This is a genomic window from Mesorhizobium sp. M8A.F.Ca.ET.021.01.1.1, assembly GCF_003998025.1.
GTDB lineage: Bacteria > Pseudomonadota > Alphaproteobacteria > Rhizobiales > Rhizobiaceae > Mesorhizobium.
In genome coordinates, this window is record NZ_RZSJ01000033.1 from 1 (window position 1) to 20,835 (window position 20,835).

18 protein-coding genes and 2 pseudogenes are annotated in these 20,835 nt (G+C 65.0%); 14 read left to right on the forward strand and 6 right to left on the reverse strand.

What is annotated here, in order from left to right; translation table 11 throughout:
• The 8 genes and pseudogenes from EOA36_RS05280 to EOA36_RS05315 all read left to right on the forward strand — a co-directional run.
• Positions 1-313, forward strand: a pseudogene (locus EOA36_RS05280) (ABC transporter permease); the annotation flags it as partial.
• 1 nt (position 314) lies between these two features.
• Complete coding sequence (locus EOA36_RS05285; protein WP_127275901.1) at positions 315-1,100, forward strand: SDR family oxidoreductase; 786 nt, start codon at positions 315-317, stop codon at positions 1,098-1,100.
• An 18-nt stretch (positions 1,101-1,118) separates the two neighbouring features.
• Complete coding sequence (locus EOA36_RS05290) at positions 1,119-2,324, forward strand: CaiB/BaiF CoA-transferase family protein (RefSeq protein ID WP_127275902.1); 1,206 nt, start codon at positions 1,119-1,121, stop codon at positions 2,322-2,324.
• A gap of 2 nt (positions 2,325-2,326) precedes the next feature.
• Positions 2,327-3,115 carry an enoyl-CoA hydratase/isomerase family protein gene (locus EOA36_RS05295; RefSeq protein ID WP_127275903.1) on the forward strand — a complete coding sequence of 263 codons (789 nt, stop codon included), beginning with the start codon at positions 2,327-2,329 and terminating at the stop codon, positions 3,113-3,115.
• Positions 3,112-4,128, forward strand: a complete 1,017-nt coding sequence (locus EOA36_RS05300; RefSeq protein WP_127275904.1) for a hypothetical protein — start codon at positions 3,112-3,114, stop codon at positions 4,126-4,128. The genes EOA36_RS05295 and EOA36_RS05300 overlap by 4 nt, the downstream gene beginning before the upstream one ends.
• Positions 4,125-5,918 (forward strand): CoA-transferase, encoded by a 1,794-nt coding sequence (locus EOA36_RS05305; protein WP_127275905.1) that lies wholly within the window; start codon positions 4,125-4,127, stop codon positions 5,916-5,918. The genes EOA36_RS05300 and EOA36_RS05305 overlap by 4 nt, the downstream gene beginning before the upstream one ends.
• Before the next feature lie 3 nt (positions 5,919-5,921).
• Positions 5,922-6,767 carry an SMP-30/gluconolactonase/LRE family protein gene (locus tag EOA36_RS05310; protein ID WP_127275906.1) on the forward strand — a complete coding sequence of 282 codons (846 nt, stop codon included), beginning with the start codon at positions 5,922-5,924 and terminating at the stop codon, positions 6,765-6,767.
• Between the two features lie 237 nt (positions 6,768-7,004).
• Positions 7,005-8,351, forward strand: coding sequence for an FAD-binding oxidoreductase (locus EOA36_RS05315; RefSeq protein ID WP_127275907.1), 1,347 nt, complete (start codon positions 7,005-7,007; stop codon positions 8,349-8,351).
• Between the two features lie 50 nt (positions 8,352-8,401).
• Here the strand turns inward: EOA36_RS05315 and nanR are convergent, their stop codons facing one another.
• Complete coding sequence (gene nanR, locus EOA36_RS05320; RefSeq protein ID WP_127275908.1) at positions 8,402-9,112, reverse strand: transcriptional regulator NanR; 711 nt, start codon at positions 9,110-9,112, stop codon at positions 8,402-8,404.
• A 210-nt stretch (positions 9,113-9,322) separates the two neighbouring features.
• On the opposite strand from nanR, the gene EOA36_RS05325 reads away from it, so the two are divergent.
• The 5 genes from EOA36_RS05325 (at position 9,323) to EOA36_RS05345 (ending at position 15,853) form a co-directional block, all read left to right on the forward strand.
• Positions 9,323-10,924 carry an ABC transporter substrate-binding protein gene (locus EOA36_RS05325; RefSeq protein WP_189553129.1) on the forward strand — a complete coding sequence of 534 codons (1,602 nt, stop codon included), beginning with the start codon at positions 9,323-9,325 and terminating at the stop codon, positions 10,922-10,924.
• An 86-nt stretch (positions 10,925-11,010) separates the two neighbouring features.
• Positions 11,011-11,967 (forward strand): ABC transporter permease, encoded by a 957-nt coding sequence (locus EOA36_RS05330; protein ID WP_127275910.1) that lies wholly within the window; start codon positions 11,011-11,013, stop codon positions 11,965-11,967.
• Entirely contained in the window at positions 11,960-12,859 is a 900-nt protein-coding gene (gene opp4C / locus EOA36_RS05335) for an oligopeptide ABC transporter permease (RefSeq protein ID WP_127275911.1), read from the forward strand. The genes EOA36_RS05330 and opp4C overlap by 8 nt, the downstream gene beginning before the upstream one ends.
• Positions 12,856-14,931 (forward strand): ABC transporter ATP-binding protein, encoded by a 2,076-nt coding sequence (locus EOA36_RS37155; protein WP_127275912.1) that lies wholly within the window; start codon positions 12,856-12,858, stop codon positions 14,929-14,931. The genes opp4C and EOA36_RS37155 overlap by 4 nt, the downstream gene beginning before the upstream one ends.
• Positions 14,932-14,956: 25 nt before the next feature.
• Positions 14,957-15,853 (forward strand): dihydrodipicolinate synthase family protein, encoded by an 897-nt coding sequence (locus EOA36_RS05345; protein ID WP_189343528.1) that lies wholly within the window; start codon positions 14,957-14,959, stop codon positions 15,851-15,853.
• Positions 15,854-15,866: 13 nt separating this feature from the next.
• Here the strand turns inward: EOA36_RS05345 and EOA36_RS05350 are convergent, their stop codons facing one another.
• The 4 genes from EOA36_RS05350 to EOA36_RS05365 are packed head-to-tail and all read right to left on the reverse strand — an operon-like array spanning position 15,867 to position 19,574.
• Positions 15,867-16,652, reverse strand: a complete 786-nt coding sequence (locus EOA36_RS05350; RefSeq protein ID WP_127275913.1) for an N-formylglutamate amidohydrolase — start codon at positions 16,650-16,652, stop codon at positions 15,867-15,869.
• The gene (locus EOA36_RS05355; RefSeq protein WP_127275914.1) at positions 16,652-17,974 is read right to left on the reverse strand and encodes a glutamine synthetase; all 1,323 of its coding nucleotides are present in this window, start codon (positions 17,972-17,974) and stop codon (positions 16,652-16,654) included. The genes EOA36_RS05350 and EOA36_RS05355 overlap by 1 nt, the downstream gene beginning before the upstream one ends.
• Positions 17,971-18,633: an isochorismatase family cysteine hydrolase gene (locus EOA36_RS05360; RefSeq protein WP_127275915.1), complete on the reverse strand. Its 663-nt coding sequence runs from the start codon at positions 18,631-18,633 to the stop codon at positions 17,971-17,973. Before EOA36_RS05360 ends, EOA36_RS05355 begins: the two co-directional genes overlap by 4 nt.
• A complete protein-coding gene (locus tag EOA36_RS05365; RefSeq protein WP_127275916.1) occupies positions 18,630-19,574 on the reverse strand; it encodes a MurR/RpiR family transcriptional regulator in 945 nt (314 codons plus the stop codon). The genes EOA36_RS05360 and EOA36_RS05365 overlap by 4 nt, the downstream gene beginning before the upstream one ends.
• Before the next feature lie 73 nt (positions 19,575-19,647).
• Here EOA36_RS05365 and EOA36_RS38055 point away from each other — a divergent pair.
• Positions 19,648-19,954, forward strand: a pseudogene (locus EOA36_RS38055) (hypothetical protein); the annotation flags it as partial.
• A 55-nt stretch (positions 19,955-20,009) separates the two neighbouring features.
• On the opposite strand, the gene EOA36_RS05375 reads toward EOA36_RS38055, so the two are convergent.
• Positions 20,010-20,498 (reverse strand): helix-turn-helix transcriptional regulator, encoded by a 489-nt coding sequence (locus EOA36_RS05375; RefSeq protein ID WP_127275917.1) that lies wholly within the window; start codon positions 20,496-20,498, stop codon positions 20,010-20,012.
• Positions 20,499-20,835: the final 337 nt, after the last annotated feature.

The following is a 20,835-nucleotide window of genomic DNA, read 5'->3' on the forward strand; positions in this document are numbered from 1 at the left end:
CATCATCAGTTCGCTGTTGGCGACGGTTGCCGGCATCATCCTGGCGGCGCGCGTCGGCTCGGCGCAGCACACGGCCGGACTCAATTTCGAATTCCAGGTCGTCGCGGCAACGGTGCTCGGCGGGGTCAGCCTCGCCGGCGGCATCGGCAGCCTGACCGGCATGGCGCTCGGCGTGCTGATCCTCCAGTTTCTGTCCAATGGCCTGCGCGGGCTTGGTCTGCCGACCGAGTGGCAGCTGGTCATCACCGGCATGATCATCATCGCTGCGGTCGCCTTCGACGAGGCGAAGCGCCGGCGTGCGAACGGAGGCTGACATGGCTCGTCTCGAAGCAAAAACCGCCGTCATCACTGGTGCGGCCGACGGCATAGGCCACGCGATTGCCGAGGCGATGGCGCGCGAAGGCGCGCATGTCTTCATCGGTGACATCGCCGACAAAGCAGGCGAGGATTTCGCCGCCGCGCTGCGCGCGGCCGGCCGCCGTGCCGATTATGTGCATTGCGATGTGTCGCAGGAGGCCGATATCTCGGGGCTCATCGACAGTGCCGTCAAGAAGACCGGGCACCTCGACATTCTGGTCAACAATGCCGCCATCGCCATTGGCGGCATGCCGGTGCACGAGATGACCGACGAACAATGGCACCGGCTGATGTCGGTCAACCTGACCAGCGTGTTTCGCGGCTGCAAACACGCGCTGCCGCACATGATCGCGCAGAAATCAGGTTCGATCATCAACATGGCCTCGGCCCAGGGCCATATCGGGCTGGATGGCTGGACCGCCTATGCCGGCGCTAAGGGCGCGGTGATGGCGATGACGCGCCAGATGGCGGTCGAGTTCGGCCCGATGAACATCCGCGTCAATTCGATCTCGCCGGGCACCATCAACACGCCGATGAACGACAAGCTGATCAAGGAGATTGGCGGCAACCTCGCCAAGGCCTGGGTCAAGATGCATCCGCTCGGCCGCATAGGCGAGCCGTCCGAGGTTGCCGAAGCCGCCGTCTATCTCGCCTCCGATGCAGCCGGCTTCACCACCGGCACCGACCTGCGCGTCGATGGCGGCCTGACCGCCGCCCCGCGCTACGTTCCCGAACTGCTTTGAAACACGAAGAGACATGACATGAACAAGGCCCTCGAAGGCGTCCGCATCCTCGATTTCAGCCATCTGCTGCAGGGGCCGTTCGCCACGCAACTGCTGGGCGACATGGGCGCCGATGTCATCAAGGTCGAGCGCGCCGGCGCCGGCGACATGTTCCGTGGCATGACATTCTTCGCCAAATGGGTGGGCGGCTCGGAGAGCCCGAACTTCCTCGCCTGGAACCGCAACAAGCGCTCGATCGCGCTGAACCTGAAGAGCCGCAAGGTGCATGCCATCATCATGGAGATGGCGAAGAGCGCCGATGTCGTGGTGCAGAATTTCCGTCCCGGCGTGCTGGCCAAGCTCGGCTATGGCTATGAGGACTTCAAGGCGGTCAATCCGCGCATCATCTACTGCTCCGGTTCGGGTTATGGCGAGGAGGGACCCTATGTCGAGCGCCCCGGTCAGGACATGCTGATCCAGGGGTTGGCTGGGCTGATCGCCAACACCGGCCGCGGCGACCAGGCTCCGGTTCCCGCCGGCGCGGGCCTCGCCGACCAGATCGGCGCCATGAACATGGTCTATGGCATCCTGTCGGCGCTCTATTATCGCGAGAAGACCGGCAAAGGCCAGAAGATCGAGGTCAATCTGCTGGCCGGTCTTTTGGCGCATCTCAACCAGGAATATGTCGCCGTGCTCAATCTCGGCGAGGATTTCGTGCGGCCGAATTCCGGCATCGGCCATCCCGGCATGCAGGCGCCCTTCGGCATCTACGAGACCAGCGACGGCGGCTACATCTCGATCGCCATGAGCCCGTTCAAGACGCTGTACGAGGTGCTGCGGGCGCCACAGCTTGCCGTCTACGACGATCTTAAGACCCTGTTCGACAAGCGCGACGAGGTGTTCGAAAAGGTCAATGCCGAGACCAAAAAGTTTGGCACGCAGGATCTGTTGGCGCGGCTGCTGGCAGCCGACATCTGGTGCGCGGAGGTGAAGGACATCCGCCGCGCGGCCGAGGATCCGCAGGTCACGCATATGGGCATGATCACCAGCTACGATCATCCGCGCGGCGGCAAGGTGCGGGTGGTGGCACCGGCGGTGAAGATGAGCGAGACGCCGGCGACCATCGAGCGGCCCGCGCCGCTGGTCGGCCAGCATGGCCGCGAGATCCTGGCCGAGTTCGGTCTCTCGAAGGATGAGATCGCAGCGCTGGAAGCATCCGGCGACATGACCGTGGATGCGGCCTGACGATGCGCGCCTACCAGACACTCACGGTTGAAATATCAAGCCGCGTCGCGGTCGTCACTTTCCGCCGGGCCGACCAGCTCAACGCCATGAACCGGCTGATGCAAGGTGAGATCACCGAAGCCTTCGAGGCGCTGTCCGGCGACGAGGGCGTCGGTGCGATCGTGGTGACCGGCGAGGGGCGCGGCTTCATGGCCGGCGCCGACATCAAGGAATATGCCGCGCAGACCGGCCCGGAGTTCGACATTTTCCAGGCCGCCGGCACGCGCATGTACGCGGCGATCGAGAACAATGCAAAGCCGGTGACCGCGGCGGTCAACGGCTTTGCGCTGGGCGGCGGCATGGAACTGGTGCTGTGCTGCGACATCGTCATCGCCAACCAGTTCGCCAAGCTCGGCCTGCCGGAGATCAAGCTCGGGCTGATCCCCGGCGGCGGCGGCACGCAGCGCAGCGTCGCCAAGCTCGGCCGCAACCGCGCCAATTTTCTGCTGATGACCGGCGCGATCGTGCCGGCGTCCGAATTCGTCACTGCCGGCCTGGTCAACGAGATCGTCGACGTCGACAGGTTGATGCCGCGCGCGCTGGAACTGGCCGGAATGATCGCCGCCGAACCCGCCGCCGCGATCGAAGGGTTGAAGAGGCTGACGGCGCATGCCGTGGCGGGCGATCTGGCTGCCGGTCTCGCCATGGAGCGCGACATATTAGGCGGCCTCTACCGCGGCGAGATCGGCCAGCGGCGCGTCAGGGAGTTCGCCGAGAGGAGCATCGCGAAGGTGAAGAAGGCCGGGCCGTGAAGGGCGGCGACGACTATCGCGGACTGGGTTGGGCGCACGGCGCGCTGACCGTGCAGCGGCTCGGCGCCATGCTGGCGCCGGTTACTTTCATTCTGCAGGACGGCAGGCAGGTCTCGCCGATGCACATCGCGCCGTGGTCGAACGAACCCGGCACGGAGGCGCTGCCAGGCATCCTGCGCAAACTGCGCGGCGAATGGCCCTGCGTGCCCTTCGGTTATTCGGTGCCTGCCGAGGGATGGCCCGGGAACTGGGCGCGCGTGATGGGTTCGCCGGAATCGGAGGAGGAGGTCCATGGCCACGGCTCCAACCATGACTGGACCTGGCGGGCCAGCGGCAGTGGGTCGTTGTCGCTGGAGCTGACCTATCCCCAGGCAAGCCCGGTCGAGCGCGTTGAACGGACAGTGACGCCCGATCCGTCGGCGGCGGCCATCGACATCGAGTTCAGGATCGTCGTCCGCCGCGCCTGCCGCCTGCCGATCGGCCTGCATCCAGTATTCCGGCTCCCGTTCGAGACAGGTGCCGCCTCACTGGAACTCGGCAGCTTCGATGAAGGCCGCACCTATCCACACGATGTCGAACCCGGCGCGGAACTGTTCGCCCGCGGCAAATCCTTCACCGACCTCACCAGCGTGCCCGCGCGCGCCGGCGGCACGGCCGACGCCTCGCGATTGCCGCTCACCGCCGATACCGAGGAATTGCTGCAGATCGAAGGGCTGGACGGCACCGCGGCGCTTGCCAACCACGCGGAGGGCTATCGCGTAAAACTCTCCTGGCAAAAGGCGCATTTCCCGAGCCTCCTGCTGTGGTACTCCAATCGCGGCCGCAAGGCCGCCCCTTGGAATGGGCGTCATGTCGCCATCGGCATCGAGCCGATCTGCTCGCCCTTCGGCCTCGGCCCTGCAACCGCCCTGGCCGACAATCCGATCGCGCGATCCGGCATTGCGACGGCGCTGGAATTCTCGCCCGAAAAGCCGTTCGTGACCCGCTACCGCATCGAGGCATCCGCGCTATGAGGAACAGTTCCGAGACGTCCCTGGTCAAACCGAACCGGCCGCGCCTCACCGATGTCGAGGGATTGGCCGCGATGGTCGGCCAGGGTGACTCGCTTGGCGTCGGCGGCCACCATTTCGCCCGGCTGCCGATCGCCTTGCTGCGCGCTGTCGCGCGTTCCGGCGTCAAGGACTTGCACTACGTCTGCTGGGCTGGCGGCTTGCCGCTTGAACTGCTGCTCGAAGCAAATGCCGTTGCGAAAATCGATCTCTGCTTTTCCAGTCTCGACATATTTGGGCTGCCGCCGAGGTTCCGCGCGGCCGCCGAGGCCGGCGCAATCCCTGTTCGCGACTGGACGGCACTCGCCATGATCCAGGCGCTGCGGGCGGCGCAGCAGAACCTGCCGTCAATGCCGTTCCAACTGCCACTGGGATCGGACATGCTGGCGCGCGTGCCGGGCGCGAGCGCCAAGCCTGATCCGGTGACCGGAACAGATACCGGATTTATCCCGCCGCTGCGGCTCGATACATTCGTCGTCCATGCCCAGCGCGCCGACGAAAGCGGCAATGTGCAGATCATCGGCCCGCGTGCCCTGGACTTCGCCATGGCCGGCGCTGCCCGCAAGGTGCTGGTCACGGTCGAGGAAATTGTTCCGGTCGGGGCGCTGCGGCAGGACGGCCGCCAGAGCATCCTCACCCGCAATCAGGTCTCGGCCATAGCGCTGGCGCCGGGCGGCGCTCATCCGGCATCCTGCCTGCCATTCTACGTCACGGACTATCCGGCATTGTCGGAGGCGTTCGCGGCCAAGGACGCAGCCCTGGCGGACAATCTGCGCATGCCCCCGGAAGGCGTGCCGGAGCCGCTCCAACAAGCTGCGAAAGTCAGCGCCGAGACTGTCCTCGCGATGCCTGGTCTCGTGCATGGCGACAGGAAAGCATCCGTCGACGAGATCATCGCCGCAAGAATCGCGGCCGAACTCGACAATGAAAGCTTCGCCAGTGCCGGCGCCGTCTCGCCGCTCGCCAATGTCGCCTACCGGCTGGCCAAGGCAACGCACGCGCCGGACATGATCATCGCGACGATGAGTTGCGGCCATCTCGACATCGCGCCGAGCCCGATGATCCTGTCGCTGATCGAAAGCCTTGATTGCGAGACGGCGGCGGCGCATGCAGGCGGCGACGATACTTATTCGACCTACTACCAGGCCGGTGCCGTGACGCATGAGATCGTCGGCGCAGCCCAGGTCGACCGGCGCGGCCGCGTCAACACCATCGCGCTGCGCAAGCCAAGCGGCGGACTGATCCGGCTGCCGGGGCAGGGCGGCATGGCCGATGTCGCCAACATGCATCGCGACTATTTGCTCTACGTTCCCCGCCATTCGGCCCAGTCGCTGGTCGAGGGGGTCGAGATCGCCAGTTCCGCACGCGGGCTGCTGACGCCGGCCGAGCGCGAGCCGATGGGCTATCGCACCGGCAAGGCGCTGGTCTTCACCGACCTCTGCATCTTCCGGCTCGACCAGATATCCCGGGAATTGATCGTCATCGAGACAATGCCTGGTACCACGCAGCCGCAGATCCGCGACGCCACCGGATTTGCGGTGACCTTCGATGCCGATTGCCGCGAGGTCCCGCTGCCTTCCAGCGATACGCTCGCCGTCCTGCGCAATCGCATCGATCCGCTCGGCTTGCGCCGCCTGGAATTCGTCAGTGCCAAGGAGCGCGGCGCGCTGATCGCGGAAATCCTCGCCGCGGACCGCGTCATGGTCGAGCGCTGCATAGCTGCACAGCAGAGGTTGTTCACCGCAAGGAGCTAATCCATGCCAAAGCCGTTGCTCGACATGTCGGCCGCGCGCGTCTTCTTCGACGGCATCTTCACCAGCCCGCGCGTCGCGCATCCTGAGGGCGTGGCGGTCCACCGGGATGGCTCGATCTGGTGCGGCACCGAGACAGGTGACCTCCTGCGGCTGGCCGCCGACGGCGGTTCGGTCGAGCGCATGGGCGGCACGGATGGCTTTCTGCTCGGCATCGCCTTCGATAGCGCGGGCAACTGCTTTGCCTGCGATCTCAGGCATGCCGCGATCTTCCGCCGGGACGCCGCGACAGGTCGCATGGAGCGCTTCGCGCCGTCCGGCATCCGCGTGCCGAACTATCCGATCGTCGATGAGGCCAGGGGCTGGCTCTACGTGTCTGACAGCGTCGGCGAAGACAGTCGTTCGGGCATCTTCCGCTACGACCTCAAGACCGGCGAGGGTGGCCTGTGGTGCCGGGAGGCGATGTCCTTCGCCAACGGCATGGCCATGGCGCCTGATGGTAACGGCCTCTATGTCGTGGAGAGCGACGCGCCCTGCATCAGCCATGTGCCGATCCTCGCCGACGGCACGGCAGGGCCGCGAAAAGTCGTCGTCGAAGGCGTGCACAATGTTCCCGATGGGCTCGCCTTCGCCTCTGACGGCGCGCTGTTCATCTCGTGCTACGAGCCAAGCCGCATCTATCGCTGGCGGCCGGACCGAGGCCTCGAAGTGCTGATCGAGGACCCGGCGGCCACCACACTGGCGCATCCCACCAACATCGCCTTCAAGGGCGACAAACTCTACACGGCGAATCTCGGCCGCTGGCACATCACCGAGATCGATCTGACGGCGCTTCGAGAGTTGGAAAGCTGAACCATCATCCAATTTCGCCACGGCATGGACTGGCGGCCGCGGCTCAGTTCTCGAAGCCTGGCCGCGGCGACGAGAAGCGGCCTCGACGGGTGGTCAACAATTTCATCGAGCTGGCATGCAAATTTTCGAGACCGGTCGTGTAGTGCTCGTTGACGCACGTCGTGCTTGGCTTGCGACTTTCGCGCCACCATGACCAGCCATCGGCGTCGGGCCACGCTTATGAACAAGGATAATCCTTTGACGATCTTCCCTTTCACCGAGGCCAGTCCGGTCCAGTTTCAGGCGCCGCTGCCGAAGACGTCGGATGTGGTCATTGTCGGCGGTGGCATCATCGGCGTGACCGCGGCCTTGTTCCTGGCCCGGCGCAACATACCGGTGACTTTGCTGGAGAAGGGGCGCATCGCCGCGGAACAGTCCTCGCGCAATTGGGGCTGGATCCGCCAGCAGGGCCGCGACGCGGACGAACTGCCCATCGTCATCGAAGCGCAGCGTCTCTGGCGCCAACTGGCCGAGGAGTGCGGCGAGGACATAGGCCTGACGCAGACCGGCGTGACCTATCTTGCGCGCACCGACAAGGAAATGGCTGATTTCGCCAAGTTCCTGAAGGTCGCAGAGGCCCATGGCGTCGACACGCGTCTCCTCGACCAAGGCGAGACCGCCAAGCTGATCCCAGCCATGTCTCGCTCCTTCAAGGGTGCCATGACCACGCCGTCGGACATGCGCGCCGAGCCCTGGGTCGCCGTGCCGGCCCTTGCCCGCCTGGCCGCTCGCCAGGGTGTCACCATCATCGAGAACTGTGCGGCACGCATGCTCGATATCTCCGCGGGGCGTATCAGCGGGGTCTGGACCGAAAAAGGCCGCATCGCCACGTCGAACGTGCTTGTCGCCAGCGGTGCCTGGACGTCGCTGTTCCTGCGCGCGCATGGCGTCTCGATCCCGCAGCTCAGTGTCCGCACGACCGTCGCGGCGACCGCGCCGATGCCGGAAATCCATGCTGGCGCCGCCGCGGACGAACGCATCGCCTTCCGGCGTAGAAAGGACGGTGGATACACGCTGGCGGCGGGAGGCAGCCACCTGCTCTATGTCGGGCCGGATGCATTGCGTCACGCACCGAAATATCTGCCCGCCCTGAAGGCGAACCCTTTCGGTACGCGCTACCTGCCGGCGGCGCCTCGTGCATATCCCGACAGCTGGTCTACCCCGCGCAAATGGGATGCCGACAAGCAAAGCCCGTTCGAACGGATGCGCGTTCTCAATCCTGTGCCGGAGCCCAGGGCGCTTCACGCCATCGATCGTGGGTTCAAGGAGCTCTTCCCGCAATTCGAGGCGGTGCCGCTCAGGGCAAGCTGGGCCGGCATGATCGATGCGATGCCGGATGTCGTGCCGGTGGTCGATCGCGCCGCAGCGGTTCCGGGTCTCGTCATCGCGACCGGGATGAGTGGCCATGGCTTCGGCATAGGGCCCGGCATGGGCCGCGTCCTGTCCGACTTGATCCAGGGCAACGAGGCTGGACACAACCTTCACAGGTTCCGTCTATCCCGGTTCAGCGACGGCAGCCGTATCCTGATGGGGCCATCGCTCTAGACGAGATGGCCCCGACGTTTCACGCGGCGTAGATAGCCGCGATCTTTCTATTAGTCGGGTTTCGACTGGCCCGGATTGAACTTGCGCCGGGCGTTTTCCAGATGCTCCCGCATCGCTTGGCCAGCGGCTTCGGGATCGTGCCGTTCGATAGCTTCGAACACGTTTTTGTGCCCGGCGAAGCTGATGCGGTTTTCGAGCTCGGTATTGGCCATGTGGATGCGCTGGTTGATCAGCCATTCCACCAGCGCCTCGTGCGCGGCGAGAAAAATCGGATTGCCGGGGATCGCGGTCAGCACGCGGTGAAAGGCGACGTCGGTGAGGGCGAAAGCGCGGGCGCGTGAAATGGCGCGTTCATTTTCGGCAAGCGCCGCCGCCAGCGCGTCGATCTGTGAACGTGTCGCCACCTCCGCGGCATGGCGCGCGATCGAGACTTCGAGAAACAGCCGCAACTGCTCGAAATGACCGATGCCGTCCGGCTGGTCCATCAAAAGATGCGCGGTGCCCGTCAGCTGCTCCAGCATGTTCTTCGGCGTCGGTCGCGTCACCTTGGGCCGCTCGCCGCTGTTGATGCGCACGAGGCCCATCTTTTCCAGCGCAAACAACGCCTCGCGCACCGAGGGGCGCCCGACATCGAACATCGACATCAACTCGCGCTCGGACGGCAGCGAAGCGCCGACCGGATAGACCTCGTCCCGGATCATCGCCTCCAGGCGGAGGCGGACTTCATCGGACAATTTTTTTCGAACCGGCATATTGTGCATGGTGTACCTTTTAAGCTATTAGACCAGTCACCGCAAGCGAGCACAGGGCAAGGAGTTGTGGATCGCTGGGGCTTGGCGCGACCGAAGGGTAGGAGGAGGTCGCTGCTTGCAATGAGCGACCGGACGCCAAACCGCGACCAAACGACCGCGAGAAAGCGCGCTCAGACGTCAGCCACGACCGGCCGAGACAATCCAAGGGAGGAGAATTCCATGAGACGATTTCTGATCAGCCTTTTGCCGGCGCTGGCGCTCATGCTTGCTGCGGGTGCCGTGAAGGCCGAAGGAGGCGGCACGTTCCGCTCCGCCATGCGTACCGGCTGCATCGAGATGGGCACGCTGCACACCACCTGCGGCCATCGGCTCGACGAGACCGTGCTGCAGGGCCTCGTCCACATCAAATGGACGGGCGACGGCGTGCAGCCGATGCTGGCCGAGAGCTGGAAGACGGCGGACGGCGGCAAGACCTATGTCTTCAACCTGCGCCATGGTGCCAAATGGCATGACGGCACGCCTTTCACCGCCAAGGACGTGGTGTTCAGCCTCAATCTCTACGCCAATCCGAAGGTTGGTTCGCCCTGGGCGCAGAAGCTTTCCGCCGTGGCCGGATACAAGGCCTTCCAGGATGGCTCGGCCACCTCGCTTGCCGGGGTGAAGGCGTTGGACGACGCGACCGTGCAGATCGAACTCGACAGCGCCAAGCCGCTCTGGGTCGAGCTGCAGCTCATCGCCATCAGCATCTTTCCCGAGCACATCCTGGGCAAGGTCGCGCCCGCCGACGTCAAGGGCAATGCGTTCTGGGTCAATCGGGTCGGCACCGGCCCGTTTATCTGGAAGAAGTATGAGAGCGACCAGTATGTCGAGGTCGACCGCAATCCCGACTATTTCCTCGGCGCGCCCAAGCTCGACCGCATCATCTACCAGATCTACAAGGACGTGCCGCCGATTATCGCCGCGCTCGAGACGCAGGAGGTCGACGCCATGTCCTATGAGGGCGGCGGCGTGCCGATCTCCGAACTGCCCCGCCTGCAGAAGCTCGACTATCTGACGGTGCTGCCGAAATTCTCCGCCGGCTTGCCGACCTATCTGCAGTTCAATCTGGAGAACAAGCGCTTCGCCGATGTGCGCGTGCGCCAGGCGATGCTCTATGCCATCGACCGCAAGGCGATCATCGACACCGTCAAGCAGGGCGCCGGCGAACTGTTGAACACGCTGTTCCCGCAGGATTGGGCGCGCGCCAAGGACCTCGAACCCTACGACTACAATCCCGACAAGGCCAAGCAGTTGCTTACCGACGCGGGCTGGGATGCGAGCCAGCCGGTCGATTTCATCTACTACTATTCCGACCAGATGAACGTCGACACCGTCACCGCCATCCAGAGTTATCTGGCCGCCGTCGGCGTCAACATCCAGCCGCGCCTGCTCGATCCGGCGGCGATCAACCAGGTCTATGCCGACGGCAGCTTCCAGATGGGCTTCTTCGCGCAAGGCATGGGGCTCGACCCCTCGCTCGGCTCGCCCCTGGTGGTCTGCGGCGCCAAGCCGCTCGCCATGGGCTACTGCAACCCCAAGGTCGATGAGCTGTTCAACAAGGGTCTGGAGTCAAACGACCGCGCCACACGCGCCGCGAGCTATCAGGAGGCCTCGCGCATCCTCAACCAGGACCTGCCCAAGGCCTGGCTTTGGAACGAGGTGCGGCCGCTCGCCTTCAACAACCGCATCGTCGGCCTCGCCCAGCACTTCAAGCAACAGCCGCTCGTGATCTTCAACCACCCCGTCTACAACGAAGTCGAGAAATGGGAGGTGGCGAAATAGCCGCGGATAGCCTTGCCGGTCGTGGGGCTCTGACCGAGCCTCCCGATCCGTTGTCTCAAAACCGCCTTCAGCCATAGGAGAGGCCGGTGCTCAGCTATCTCCTGCGCAAACTCTTGCTCAGCATCCCGGTGCTGTTCGGCGTCACCGTGATCGTCTTCGCCATCGCGCATGCCATGCCGGGTGACGCGGTGCTGGCGATGATCACGGCGGAGGCGCCGTCGAGCGAGGAACTGATTGCCATGCGGCGCGGCGAACTCGGCCTCGACCAGCCGGTCTACATCCAGTACCTCCACTGGATCGGCCAGATCCTGCACGGCAATCTCGGCCGCTCCTTCGTCAATGGCCGCAGTGTCGGCGACATCATCGTCGAGCGGTTGCCGATGACGCTGGAACTGATGGGCGTCGCACTGCTCGTCGCTTTCGTCATCGGCACCACGCTGGGCGTGATCTCGGCGCTCAGGCAATACAAGCTCACCGACTATTCGCTGACGCTTGCCGGCTTTGTCGGCGTCTCGATCCCGGACTTCTTCATGGGACTGCTGCTCGTCTACGTCTTTGCCCTGGAGCTGCGCTGGCTGCCGTCGTCGGGCATTTCCACGGCTGGTGAAAACTTCTCGCTCCTCGACAATCTCAGGCACCTCGTCCTGCCCGCAGCCGCACTTGCGTTGTTCCGTGCCGCGATCTTCATGCGCTATGCCCGCGCCGGCATGCTCGAAGTGCTGAACCAGAGCTATATGCGCACCGCCAAGGCCAAGGGCCTCAAGCCCCGCACCATCACGTTGCGCCACGGCCTGCGCAACGCGCTGATCCCGCTGGTTACCGTCTTCGGCCTGGCGCTGCCGACGCTGTTCGGCGGCTCGGTGGTGATCGAGACCATTTTCCAGTGGCCAGGCATCGGCCTGATGTTCATCGATTCCGTGGTGAACAGGGATAGTCCCGTGATCATGGGCTACGTGCTGATCACCGCCATCATCGTCATGCTGGCCAATCTCGGCACCGACCTCGCCTACAGCGTGCTCGACCCCAGGGTGAGCTATGACTGACGCCGCCCTCGACATGACGATCGCCGCCGGCGCATCGCGCGGCCTGTGGGGCGAGGCGGCGCGCCGCTTCCTCAACCACCGCCTGGCAACGCTCGGCCTGATCATGCTCGCCATTATCGTGCTCGCCTGCGTGCTGGCGCCGCTGATCGCCCATTACGGCCCCAACGAAATCGATCTCAGAGGTCACAACCAGCCGCCTGGCGGCATGCACTGGCTGGGCACGGACGGCACCGGCCGCGACATCTTCGCCCGCATCCTCTATGGCGGCCGCATATCGCTGACGGTCGGCTTCGTCGCCGTGGCGATCTCGGCGGCGATCGGCATCTTCATCGGCTGCGTCGCCGGCTATTTCGGCGGCAAGGTGGACCTCCTGCTGATGGGCCTGATCGACATGGTGCTGACCTTCCCGCGCCTGGTCATCATCATTGCCTTCGTCGCGGTCGTCGGGCCCAGCATCTTCAACACCATGGTGGTGATCGGACTGCTCAGCTGGCCTTCCATCGCCCGCCTGACGCGTGGTGAGATCCTGGCCTTGCGCAACCAGGAATTCATCCTGGCCGCGCGCTCGCTCGGCACCTCGCCCCCGGTCATCATCCTAGAACACATCCTGCCCAATATGCTCAGCCCAATCCTGGTGGCGATCACGCTCGACGTGGCGACCGTCATACTGCTCGAAGCTTCGCTCTCCTTCCTCGGCCTTGGCGCGCAGGCGCCGGCCGCCAGTTGGGGCAACATGCTGCGCGACGCCCGCACGCTGTCGATCCTGGAGAGCCAGCCCTGGATGTGGATCCCGCCCGGCGCGATGATCGCCATGGCCGTACTCAGCATCAACTTCGTCGGCGACGGCCTGCGCGATGCGCTCGACCCGCAGCACATCATGGGTGGCAAATGATCGGCGCCGACACGCTTGCCGTCGGCAGGGCCGCGAAGGGGATCGGGCAGCAGGCGGTGCTTTCGGTGCAGGGGCTGAGCGTCGAATTTGGCCCGAGCGGCAATTCCGTCTATGCCGTCAACGACGTCTCCTTCGACCTTGCCGAGGGCGAGTCGCTGGCGATCGTCGGCGAGAGCGGCTCCGGTAAATCGGTCACCGTGCAGACGCTGATGGGCCTGATCCGCAAGCCGCCCGGCCGCGTCACCGCGGGCCGGGCGCTGTTTCGTGGCCGCGATCTCCTGGCCATGCCCGATAGAGAGCTGCGCCAGATACGCGGCCGCGACATCGCCATGATCTTCCAGGATCCGATGTCGTCGCTGAATCCGGTGCTGACCATCGGCCTGCAACTGACCGAGGCGCTGCGCGAGCACCAGGGCCTGAACGACGCCGAGCCCGAACGCCAGGCTCTCGACATGCTGGCGCTGGTCGGCATCGCCAACGCGCCGCAGCGCATGCGCGCCTTTCCGCACCAGTTCTCGGGCGGCCAGTTGCAGCGCATCGGCATCGCCATGGCGCTGGTGTGCAAACCGTCGATCCTGATCGCCGACGAGCCGACGACCGCGCTCGACGTCACCATCCAGGCGCAGATCGTCGAGTTGGTCGTGCGCCTGCAGAAGCAGCTCGGCATGGCAATCATCTGGATCAGCCACGACCTCAGCCTCGTCGCCGGCTTCGTCGATCGCGTCGCGGTGATGTATGCCGGCTCGATCGTCGAAAGCGCGCCGGTCGGCGATTTGTTTTCGGCAACCAAGCATCCCTATACGATCGGCCTGTTGAACTCGATCCCGTCGCTGACGGCGGCCAACACCAGGCTGGTGCCGATCAAGGGCGCGCCGCCCAATGTCACGCTGGCGCCGACCTTCTGCGCCTTCGCGCCGCGCTGCGACCATGCCGAGGCGCGCTGCCGCCAGGCAAGGCCGCCGCTGGAAGCTGCCGGTGCCGATCAGACCGTCGCCTGCTGGCGCTGGCGGGAGGTGGAACGGGGGCCGCGCACGGGCGCCGGCGCCGCTGACAAGCCGGCCGTGACGGCACCGAAGCAGGAAGCGCTGCTCACCGTCACCGATCTCAAGGTGCATTTTCCGATCCGGCGCGGCGTGCTCAGGCGGCAGGTCGGCGCGGTGCATGCCGTCGACGGCGTCAGCTTCGAGGTGATGCGCGGCGAGACGCTGGCGCTGGTCGGCGAAAGCGGCTGCGGCAAATCGACGACCGGCCGCGCCGTGCTGGGCCTTGAGCGCCCCAGCGCCGGCAGCATTGTCTTCGAGGGCAGGAATTATGCGGGCGCGACAGGCGAGGAGCTGAAGCAGCGCCGCCGCGACATGCAGATGGTTTTCCAGAACCCGTTCGGTTCGCTCAACCCGCGCATGACCGTCGGCCGCATTATCGGCGAAGGGTTGCGTGCGCAGAAGATCGGCACCCGCGCCTCGCGCGATGCCCGTGTCAGCGAATTGCTGGCGCTGGTGGGTCTCCGGGAAGCGCTGCGCAACCGCTATCCGTTCGAACTCTCCGGCGGCCAGCGCCAGCGCGTCGGCATTGCCCGCGCGCTTGCCGCCAATCCGAAATTCATCATCGCCGACGAGCCGATCTCGGCACTCGACGTCTCGATCCAGGCGCAGATCGTCAATTTGCTCGACGACCTCAAGCCGCGCCTCGGCCTGACCTATCTGTTCGTCGGGCACGATCTGTCGATGATCCGCTATCTCAGCGACCGCGTCGCGGTGATGTATCTCGGCCGCATCGTCGAGATCGGCACCACGAAAGCGGTGTTCGGCGCACCACTGCATCCCTATACGCGCGCGCTGTTGTCGGCGATCCCGGAGCCCGATCCCAAGGCGGGGGGCACACGCCGCCGCATCGTGCTCGGCGGTGGCGTGCCGGATCCGTCGAAGCCGCCGCCCGGCTGCCATTTCCATCCGCGCTGCCCCCTGGCGACCGAGATCTGCACCAAGGTCGATCCGGCACGGCGCGATTTCGGCTCCGCCGGCACCGGCCAGCATCTCGTCGCCTGCCACCACGCTGGCGAAGCCACATCATGACAAATCTGGAAAACCGAGGATCCCAATGACCAAGCAATTGGCGGGTATGTATGCCGCCCTGATGACCGGACTGAGCGATGCCGGCGAGTTCGATCCGCAACGGCAGCGCAACATCAACGATTATGTGCTGCGCCAGGGTCTGGCAGGCCTCTATGTCGGTGGCAGCAGCGGCGAATCCGGCCTGCTGACGGTGGACGAATTGTTGGCGCAGCAAGAGGTGGTCTTCGCCGGCGCGGTCTCAAGTGGCGTCAAGCTGATCGCCCATGTCGGCATGCCGAACCTGCGTGATTCCATCTGTCTGGCGCGGCAGGCGCGCAAGCTCGGCTATCACGCGCTGTCGGCGTTGCCGCCGCATTCCTACCCGTTCTCCGACGAAGAAGTCTTCGGCTACTACCAGGCGCTGGCGGCGGCGACCGACCTGCCGCTTATCGTCTATGAAATCCCCTTGCGCACCGGCCGGCCGCTGCCGCTTCCCCTGCTGGTCCGGCTGCTCGATCTCAGCAATGTCGTCGGCATCAAGTTCACCTCCACCGACCTGTTCAAATATTCCCTGCTGCGCAAGCGGCAGCCGCAGAAGCTGTTCTACTACGGCTTCGATGAGATCTATGCCGCCGCCGGCATGCTCGGCACCGAGGGTGGTATCGGAACTACCTACAATCTGCTCGGCAGGCTCTACGTGGCGATTGATCAGGCCGTTCGCGGCGGCGATCTGCGCCAGGCGAAGGCGCTGCAGATGGTGTCGCAGGATTTCGTCGAGGCACTGCTGGAAACCGGTGTGCTGCCGGGCATGAAGGCGGCGTTCCGCGTCATCGGCGTCGATTGCGGTCCGACCCGTGCCCCGATGACACTGGCTGTCGCCGACGCCGAGGACCGCATGCGTGCCGTTCTCGCTCGCCCGGCGATCAAGGAGTGGCTGGCGTGAGCCGCGAGATTCTTCACGAAGTTGTCTCCGTCTCGCGGGCGGGCAGCGCCGCCGCCAGCCGGTCCGCCCATTCCTCGATGCCGGACCGTGTCGACAGCAGGTCCTGCCTTATCTCGATGAGGACAGCAGGGATGCCGCGATCATCGCCATGGATGGGCACGGCGTAGTCGGCGTCGCGGCTGATCACATAGGGCACGTTGGCCGCGACGTTGAGCGACGCGTCGGCGCGCAGGCCCGAAAGGATCGCTGCGGCGAGATCGGCGGCATGGTCATGCAGCACGCCCGCATGCCATGGTCTTGCGACGCCAAGGAAGACCGGCGTGAAGGAATGGATCGTCACGATTCGCGTCGGCCTGCCCTCGGCCGCCCGTCGGTCGAGATGTGCGGTCACCCGGTCATGGAACGGCGAAAACATGATCTTGGCGCGTCGGTCCCGTTCCGCCGCGTCGATACCGGCATTACCGGGAATGTCGGTGTCCTCCGACAGCAGGGGGATGCTGCCCGGGCTGTCCAGCGGCCGGTTGAGGTCGATCAGCAGCCGGGAATAGCCGCTGAGGAAGGCCGGCGCATCGAGCCGCGCCGACAACAGGCGCGTCACCTCCGAGGCGCCGATGTCCCAGGCGATGTGGCGCCGCAGGTGGCTGGCATCGAGCCCCAGCTGCCGATATTCGGCCGGCATGTGGTTGGACGCATGCTCGCACAGCAGCACGATGTCGCAGCGGCCGTGCTCGTTGAGAACCTCGACGGCGTCGGGCCAGTCTCCTTGAGCGGGCGTGTTCCTTTCACTCCGTGCGGTCATCAATAGAGCGTCCGGTAGAGATCGCAGATGGCGGCCGGATCGAGGCCGGCCAGGCGCTCGGCTTCATGCTGCTTCAGCCCGACGAAGGTCTCGATGAAGATCGGGGCGAACCATCCCGTGACGGTCTTGTCGGCCAGAAGCGCGTCCAGCGCCGCCGGCAACGTTTCGGGCAGCCGCACCAGGCCAAGCTTTGCCCGTTCCGCCTCGCTCATCAGCGTCGGGTCGCCGGTGACCAGCGGCGGCGAGGGAAGATCCGCCTTCAGCCCTTCCAGCCCGGCGCGGATGATCGCGGCCAGCGACAAATAAGGATTGCCGGTGGCGTCGGCCGCCCGGTACTCGACATTGTACTGCCGTGCCGGATCGCGTCCGCCGATCGTCACCGTCGGGCAAATGCGCAGCGACGCCTCGCGGTCACGGTCGGCGAGCCAGGTGTAGGACGAACTCCAGCTGTGCGGCTTGAGGCGATAGAAGGATGATACGCTCGACGCCGTCATGGCGGTCATCCCAGGCAGATGGCGCAGCACGCCGGCACAGAAGGCGCCGGCCTTGGCGGAGAGGCCGCCGGGCCGCGCCGCATCGTAAGTCGCCGGCTTGCCGTCTTCGTCGACGAAGCTGAAATGAATGTGCACGCCGTTGCCGACGGCATTGGGGGCGATCTTGGGCGCGAAGCTCGCGCGCCAGCCGGCATTGCGCGCCACTTCGCGCGTGATTTCGCGGATGGCGACGGCGCGATCGGCTGCCGTCAGCGCATCGGCCGGCTCGTGCGTCACTTCGAATTGTTCATTGCCGAATTCGGCGATGACGACTTCGGGGCCGACGCCTGCCTCCTCCAGCGCCGCCATCAGATTGGGGGCGAACGGGTCGGTGCGGCGCAGCGCCGCAAAGGACATCGAATGCGCCGGCGCGAAGCTGCCATCGGCAATGTGGAATTCGTGCTCGAAGGCGGCGATGACGGAAAGGCCGGTCGCAGCCTTCAATTCCGCCAGCGCGTCCCGGAGCATGGTCCGCGTGCAGCCGAGCCACGGGCTGCCGTCGAGCTCGACGATGTCGCCGGCCACCATGTCGAACGGGGTCGCCGATCCCGTCCGTTCGGTGCGGAAGCGTGCCTTGAGATCGGGGATCAGCCGAAGGTCCCCCGACGAGCCCCAGGGGTTGGGATCGACGATCGAATTGAACGGCGTCATCGACAGATTGGCCTGCAGCCAGCCGACACCGGTCGCGGCGGTTTTTTGCAACTTGCCTTCAGTAACGAAGCGGCCCCGCGTAATGGCGGAGAGGTCTGTCGTGACGACGGCAACGAGGGGCTCGACGGTCGATGTCATGCCGTTTTTCCCAGGGCGTTGAAGCGGTCGACGACGGTGTCGGTGTCCGTGACCCAGCAATAGCCGCCGAAGGCCTTCAGCGCGATGTCGTGACGTTGCTGGGTGATGGTGGCGCAGGCATCCGACACGCAGGTGACGAGATAGCCACGGTCGGCTCCGTCGCGCACCGTCATGTCGACGCACTGGTCGGTCAGCACGCCGACCACGACGAGGTAGCGGATGCCAAGGTTTTTCAGGAGGTAGTCGACATTGGTCGAGTTGAAGATGCCGGACGAGGTCTTCGGGAGCATGATCTCGTCGCCGACCGGCGCCAGCGATGCAACCGGCAGGCCTTCGGGCAGCCTGGGCGCGACATGGATCGGCGTCAGCTTGTGGTCGAGCGAACGGTCGCGGCCATCTTCGGTCAGGCTCTGTATGATGGTGTGCAGCACCTCGACGCCATTGGCCCGCGCCGCCGCCAGCAGGCGCTCCTGGTTGGGGATCGTCTGCAAGGCTGTCTGCCGGTAGAAATAATGGTCTGGGCCGCGCTCCGGATGCGAGGGGTCTGCGCCCGGCTCCAGCCAGATGCGCTGCATGTCGACGAGCAGCAGCGCCGTCTCGCCGGCACGGAAGGCTTCGTCTCGCTTGGGTAGGGCCAGCTTGGATAAGGTTTGGGTCATGCCTTGTCGTCCTGCTTTGCTGCTTTGGGTCCAGGTGTCTTGCGTGGTCCAGCTGTTTTTCGGGGGCCAACCGTCTGGCCTTCCGCATCGCTGTCGAGCGTCACCGCATTGGCGTGCCGCACTTTCTCGATTCTCTCGATACGGGCCCGGGCGTCATCGCCCAGCGTCGAAACGATCTGGGCGGTCAACGCCTCCATCTGTGCGATCGCCGGCGCCAGCGTGTCATAGGGTGAGGCGACTTCGAGTGGGCTGACGATCGTGACTTCGGCGAGGTCTGATATCGGCGACAGCCATTGGTCGGTGAACAGAAGAATGCGCACATCGAGCGCGGCCGCCTGGCTTGCATAGGCCATCACGTCGAGCTGATAGCGGCGATAGTCGAAGACGACGAGCACGTCGCGGCGGCCGAGATCGGCCAGCGTGTCGAATGTCTGGGGGGAGAGCACGCCGAGATCGCGGACTCCGCTGCGGAACTGCGCGAGATATCCGGCCAGCATGCCGGCGATGTGGCGGCTGAACCGGCCGCCGACCAGAACGATCTCGCCCTTGGCCTCCATCAAAAGGCGGGCGGCCCGCTCGTAGGTCTGGACCGGTGTCGCGGCGGTGGCTTTCTGCAGGGCCGCGGTGACGGAATCGAGATAGGCGAGCACCGCGCTGTCGCTGGAACCGCTTTGCCGCTTGGTCTCCATCATCAACAGAGGCGAATGCAGCCTGGCCTCGACCTCGGCGAGCAGCTTTGCCTGAAAATCCGGAAACCCCTCATAGCCGAGCTTGACCACCAGCCGGACCACGGTGGGATCGCTGACGCCGGCGCGCCGCGCGAGCGACGAGGCGGTGCCAAGGCCGGAGGTCGGATAGTCCGTCAACAGCAGCCGGACGATCTTTTCCTCCGACGGCGTCAGCGCTAGATCCCCGCGCATCAGAACATCGCGTATCGCCATTGGCCTCCCCGAAATCCACGGTCTCTTGTTTTGTAAAAACTATTACAGATACTTTAAATAGTGTCAAGAATGAAGGGATGTTGACATCGGGCGATCGCCGGCCTTCGGCATCTTCGTCGAATATCCCCAGCAGACCCCCATCGAAGGCGAGATCCAGCAGCATGTGCCCGATAACCTGTGGCAGGTCATATCAGGCGACCAAGGGCCGGCGCGATGCCGCCCAGATCACGCTGTTCGATTCCGTAGGCTTCGCCATAGAGGACTTTTCGGCGCTGGGTTATGTCAGGGATCAGCTGAAGTCGACCAGCCTCTACCAGGAACTCGACATGCTGGCCGACCCCGACGAGCCGCGCGAACTCTTCGGCATGCTGCTCAGGGCTGACCCTTCAGGCAAGGCATCGGCTGACCCATGCTGGTCGCAGGCAGCGCCTCGATCTATCGGACATCATGGCGAAAATCCGTCCATCCGGGCAGCACGCAAGATGCGATTGCCGAGCGGCGGCCGATATTCAGCTTGGCGAAGATCCGCCTGATGTGTTCGCGCACCGTGTAGCCGCTGATGCCGAGCTGGCGTGCGATTTCCTTGTCGAGCTTGCCTTCGGCGATCAGCAGCGCGATCTGCAGCTCGCGCCGCGTCAGTATATCGGCGGCCGTGAGCGGTGTGTCGGCGGTTGCCGGAACATAGACTGCGTCATAGATCAGATAGTGAGTGCCGGCGCATACGATGCGGCCCACGGGGCGCTGATCGCCATGGCCGCTCGGGCCGCCAGGCTCCTCATCTTCGAGATGCCGGATGGCGACCAGCGAATGGCCGTTCACCACAAAACTCGATGTGTCCGTATCGGTGTTCCGCTCATTCCGTGACGCGGAGAGTTCTTCGGCGAACTCCGAAAGCCTCTGCAAGTTCTCGGCATGCCCAATCATGACCGAACGCCTTAGTTGGCAGGAAACTCATTACAATCACAAGCCCTGGCGCCTTAGCAAACGGCCACGCCACCGGACCACGGCGCAACCCGTATGAATGCTGCATTGATGGCCCGAACTATAACACTTCCCGGAATATTAGCATTCCCAAAATCATTTGGGGCCATCAATTTTCAGGTCAGGGTGCGAATCCGGAGTTGATAGAGCGCAACAGGTCCGGCGTTATCCTGACACCGCGGTTGAACAGCCCGGCCGGCGCCAGCGGCACACCCGGCCGGCAGCCCCAGGCGCCGCCCGAATGCGGGCGCGGACCGGCGGTGTGAACGGCGATGATGAC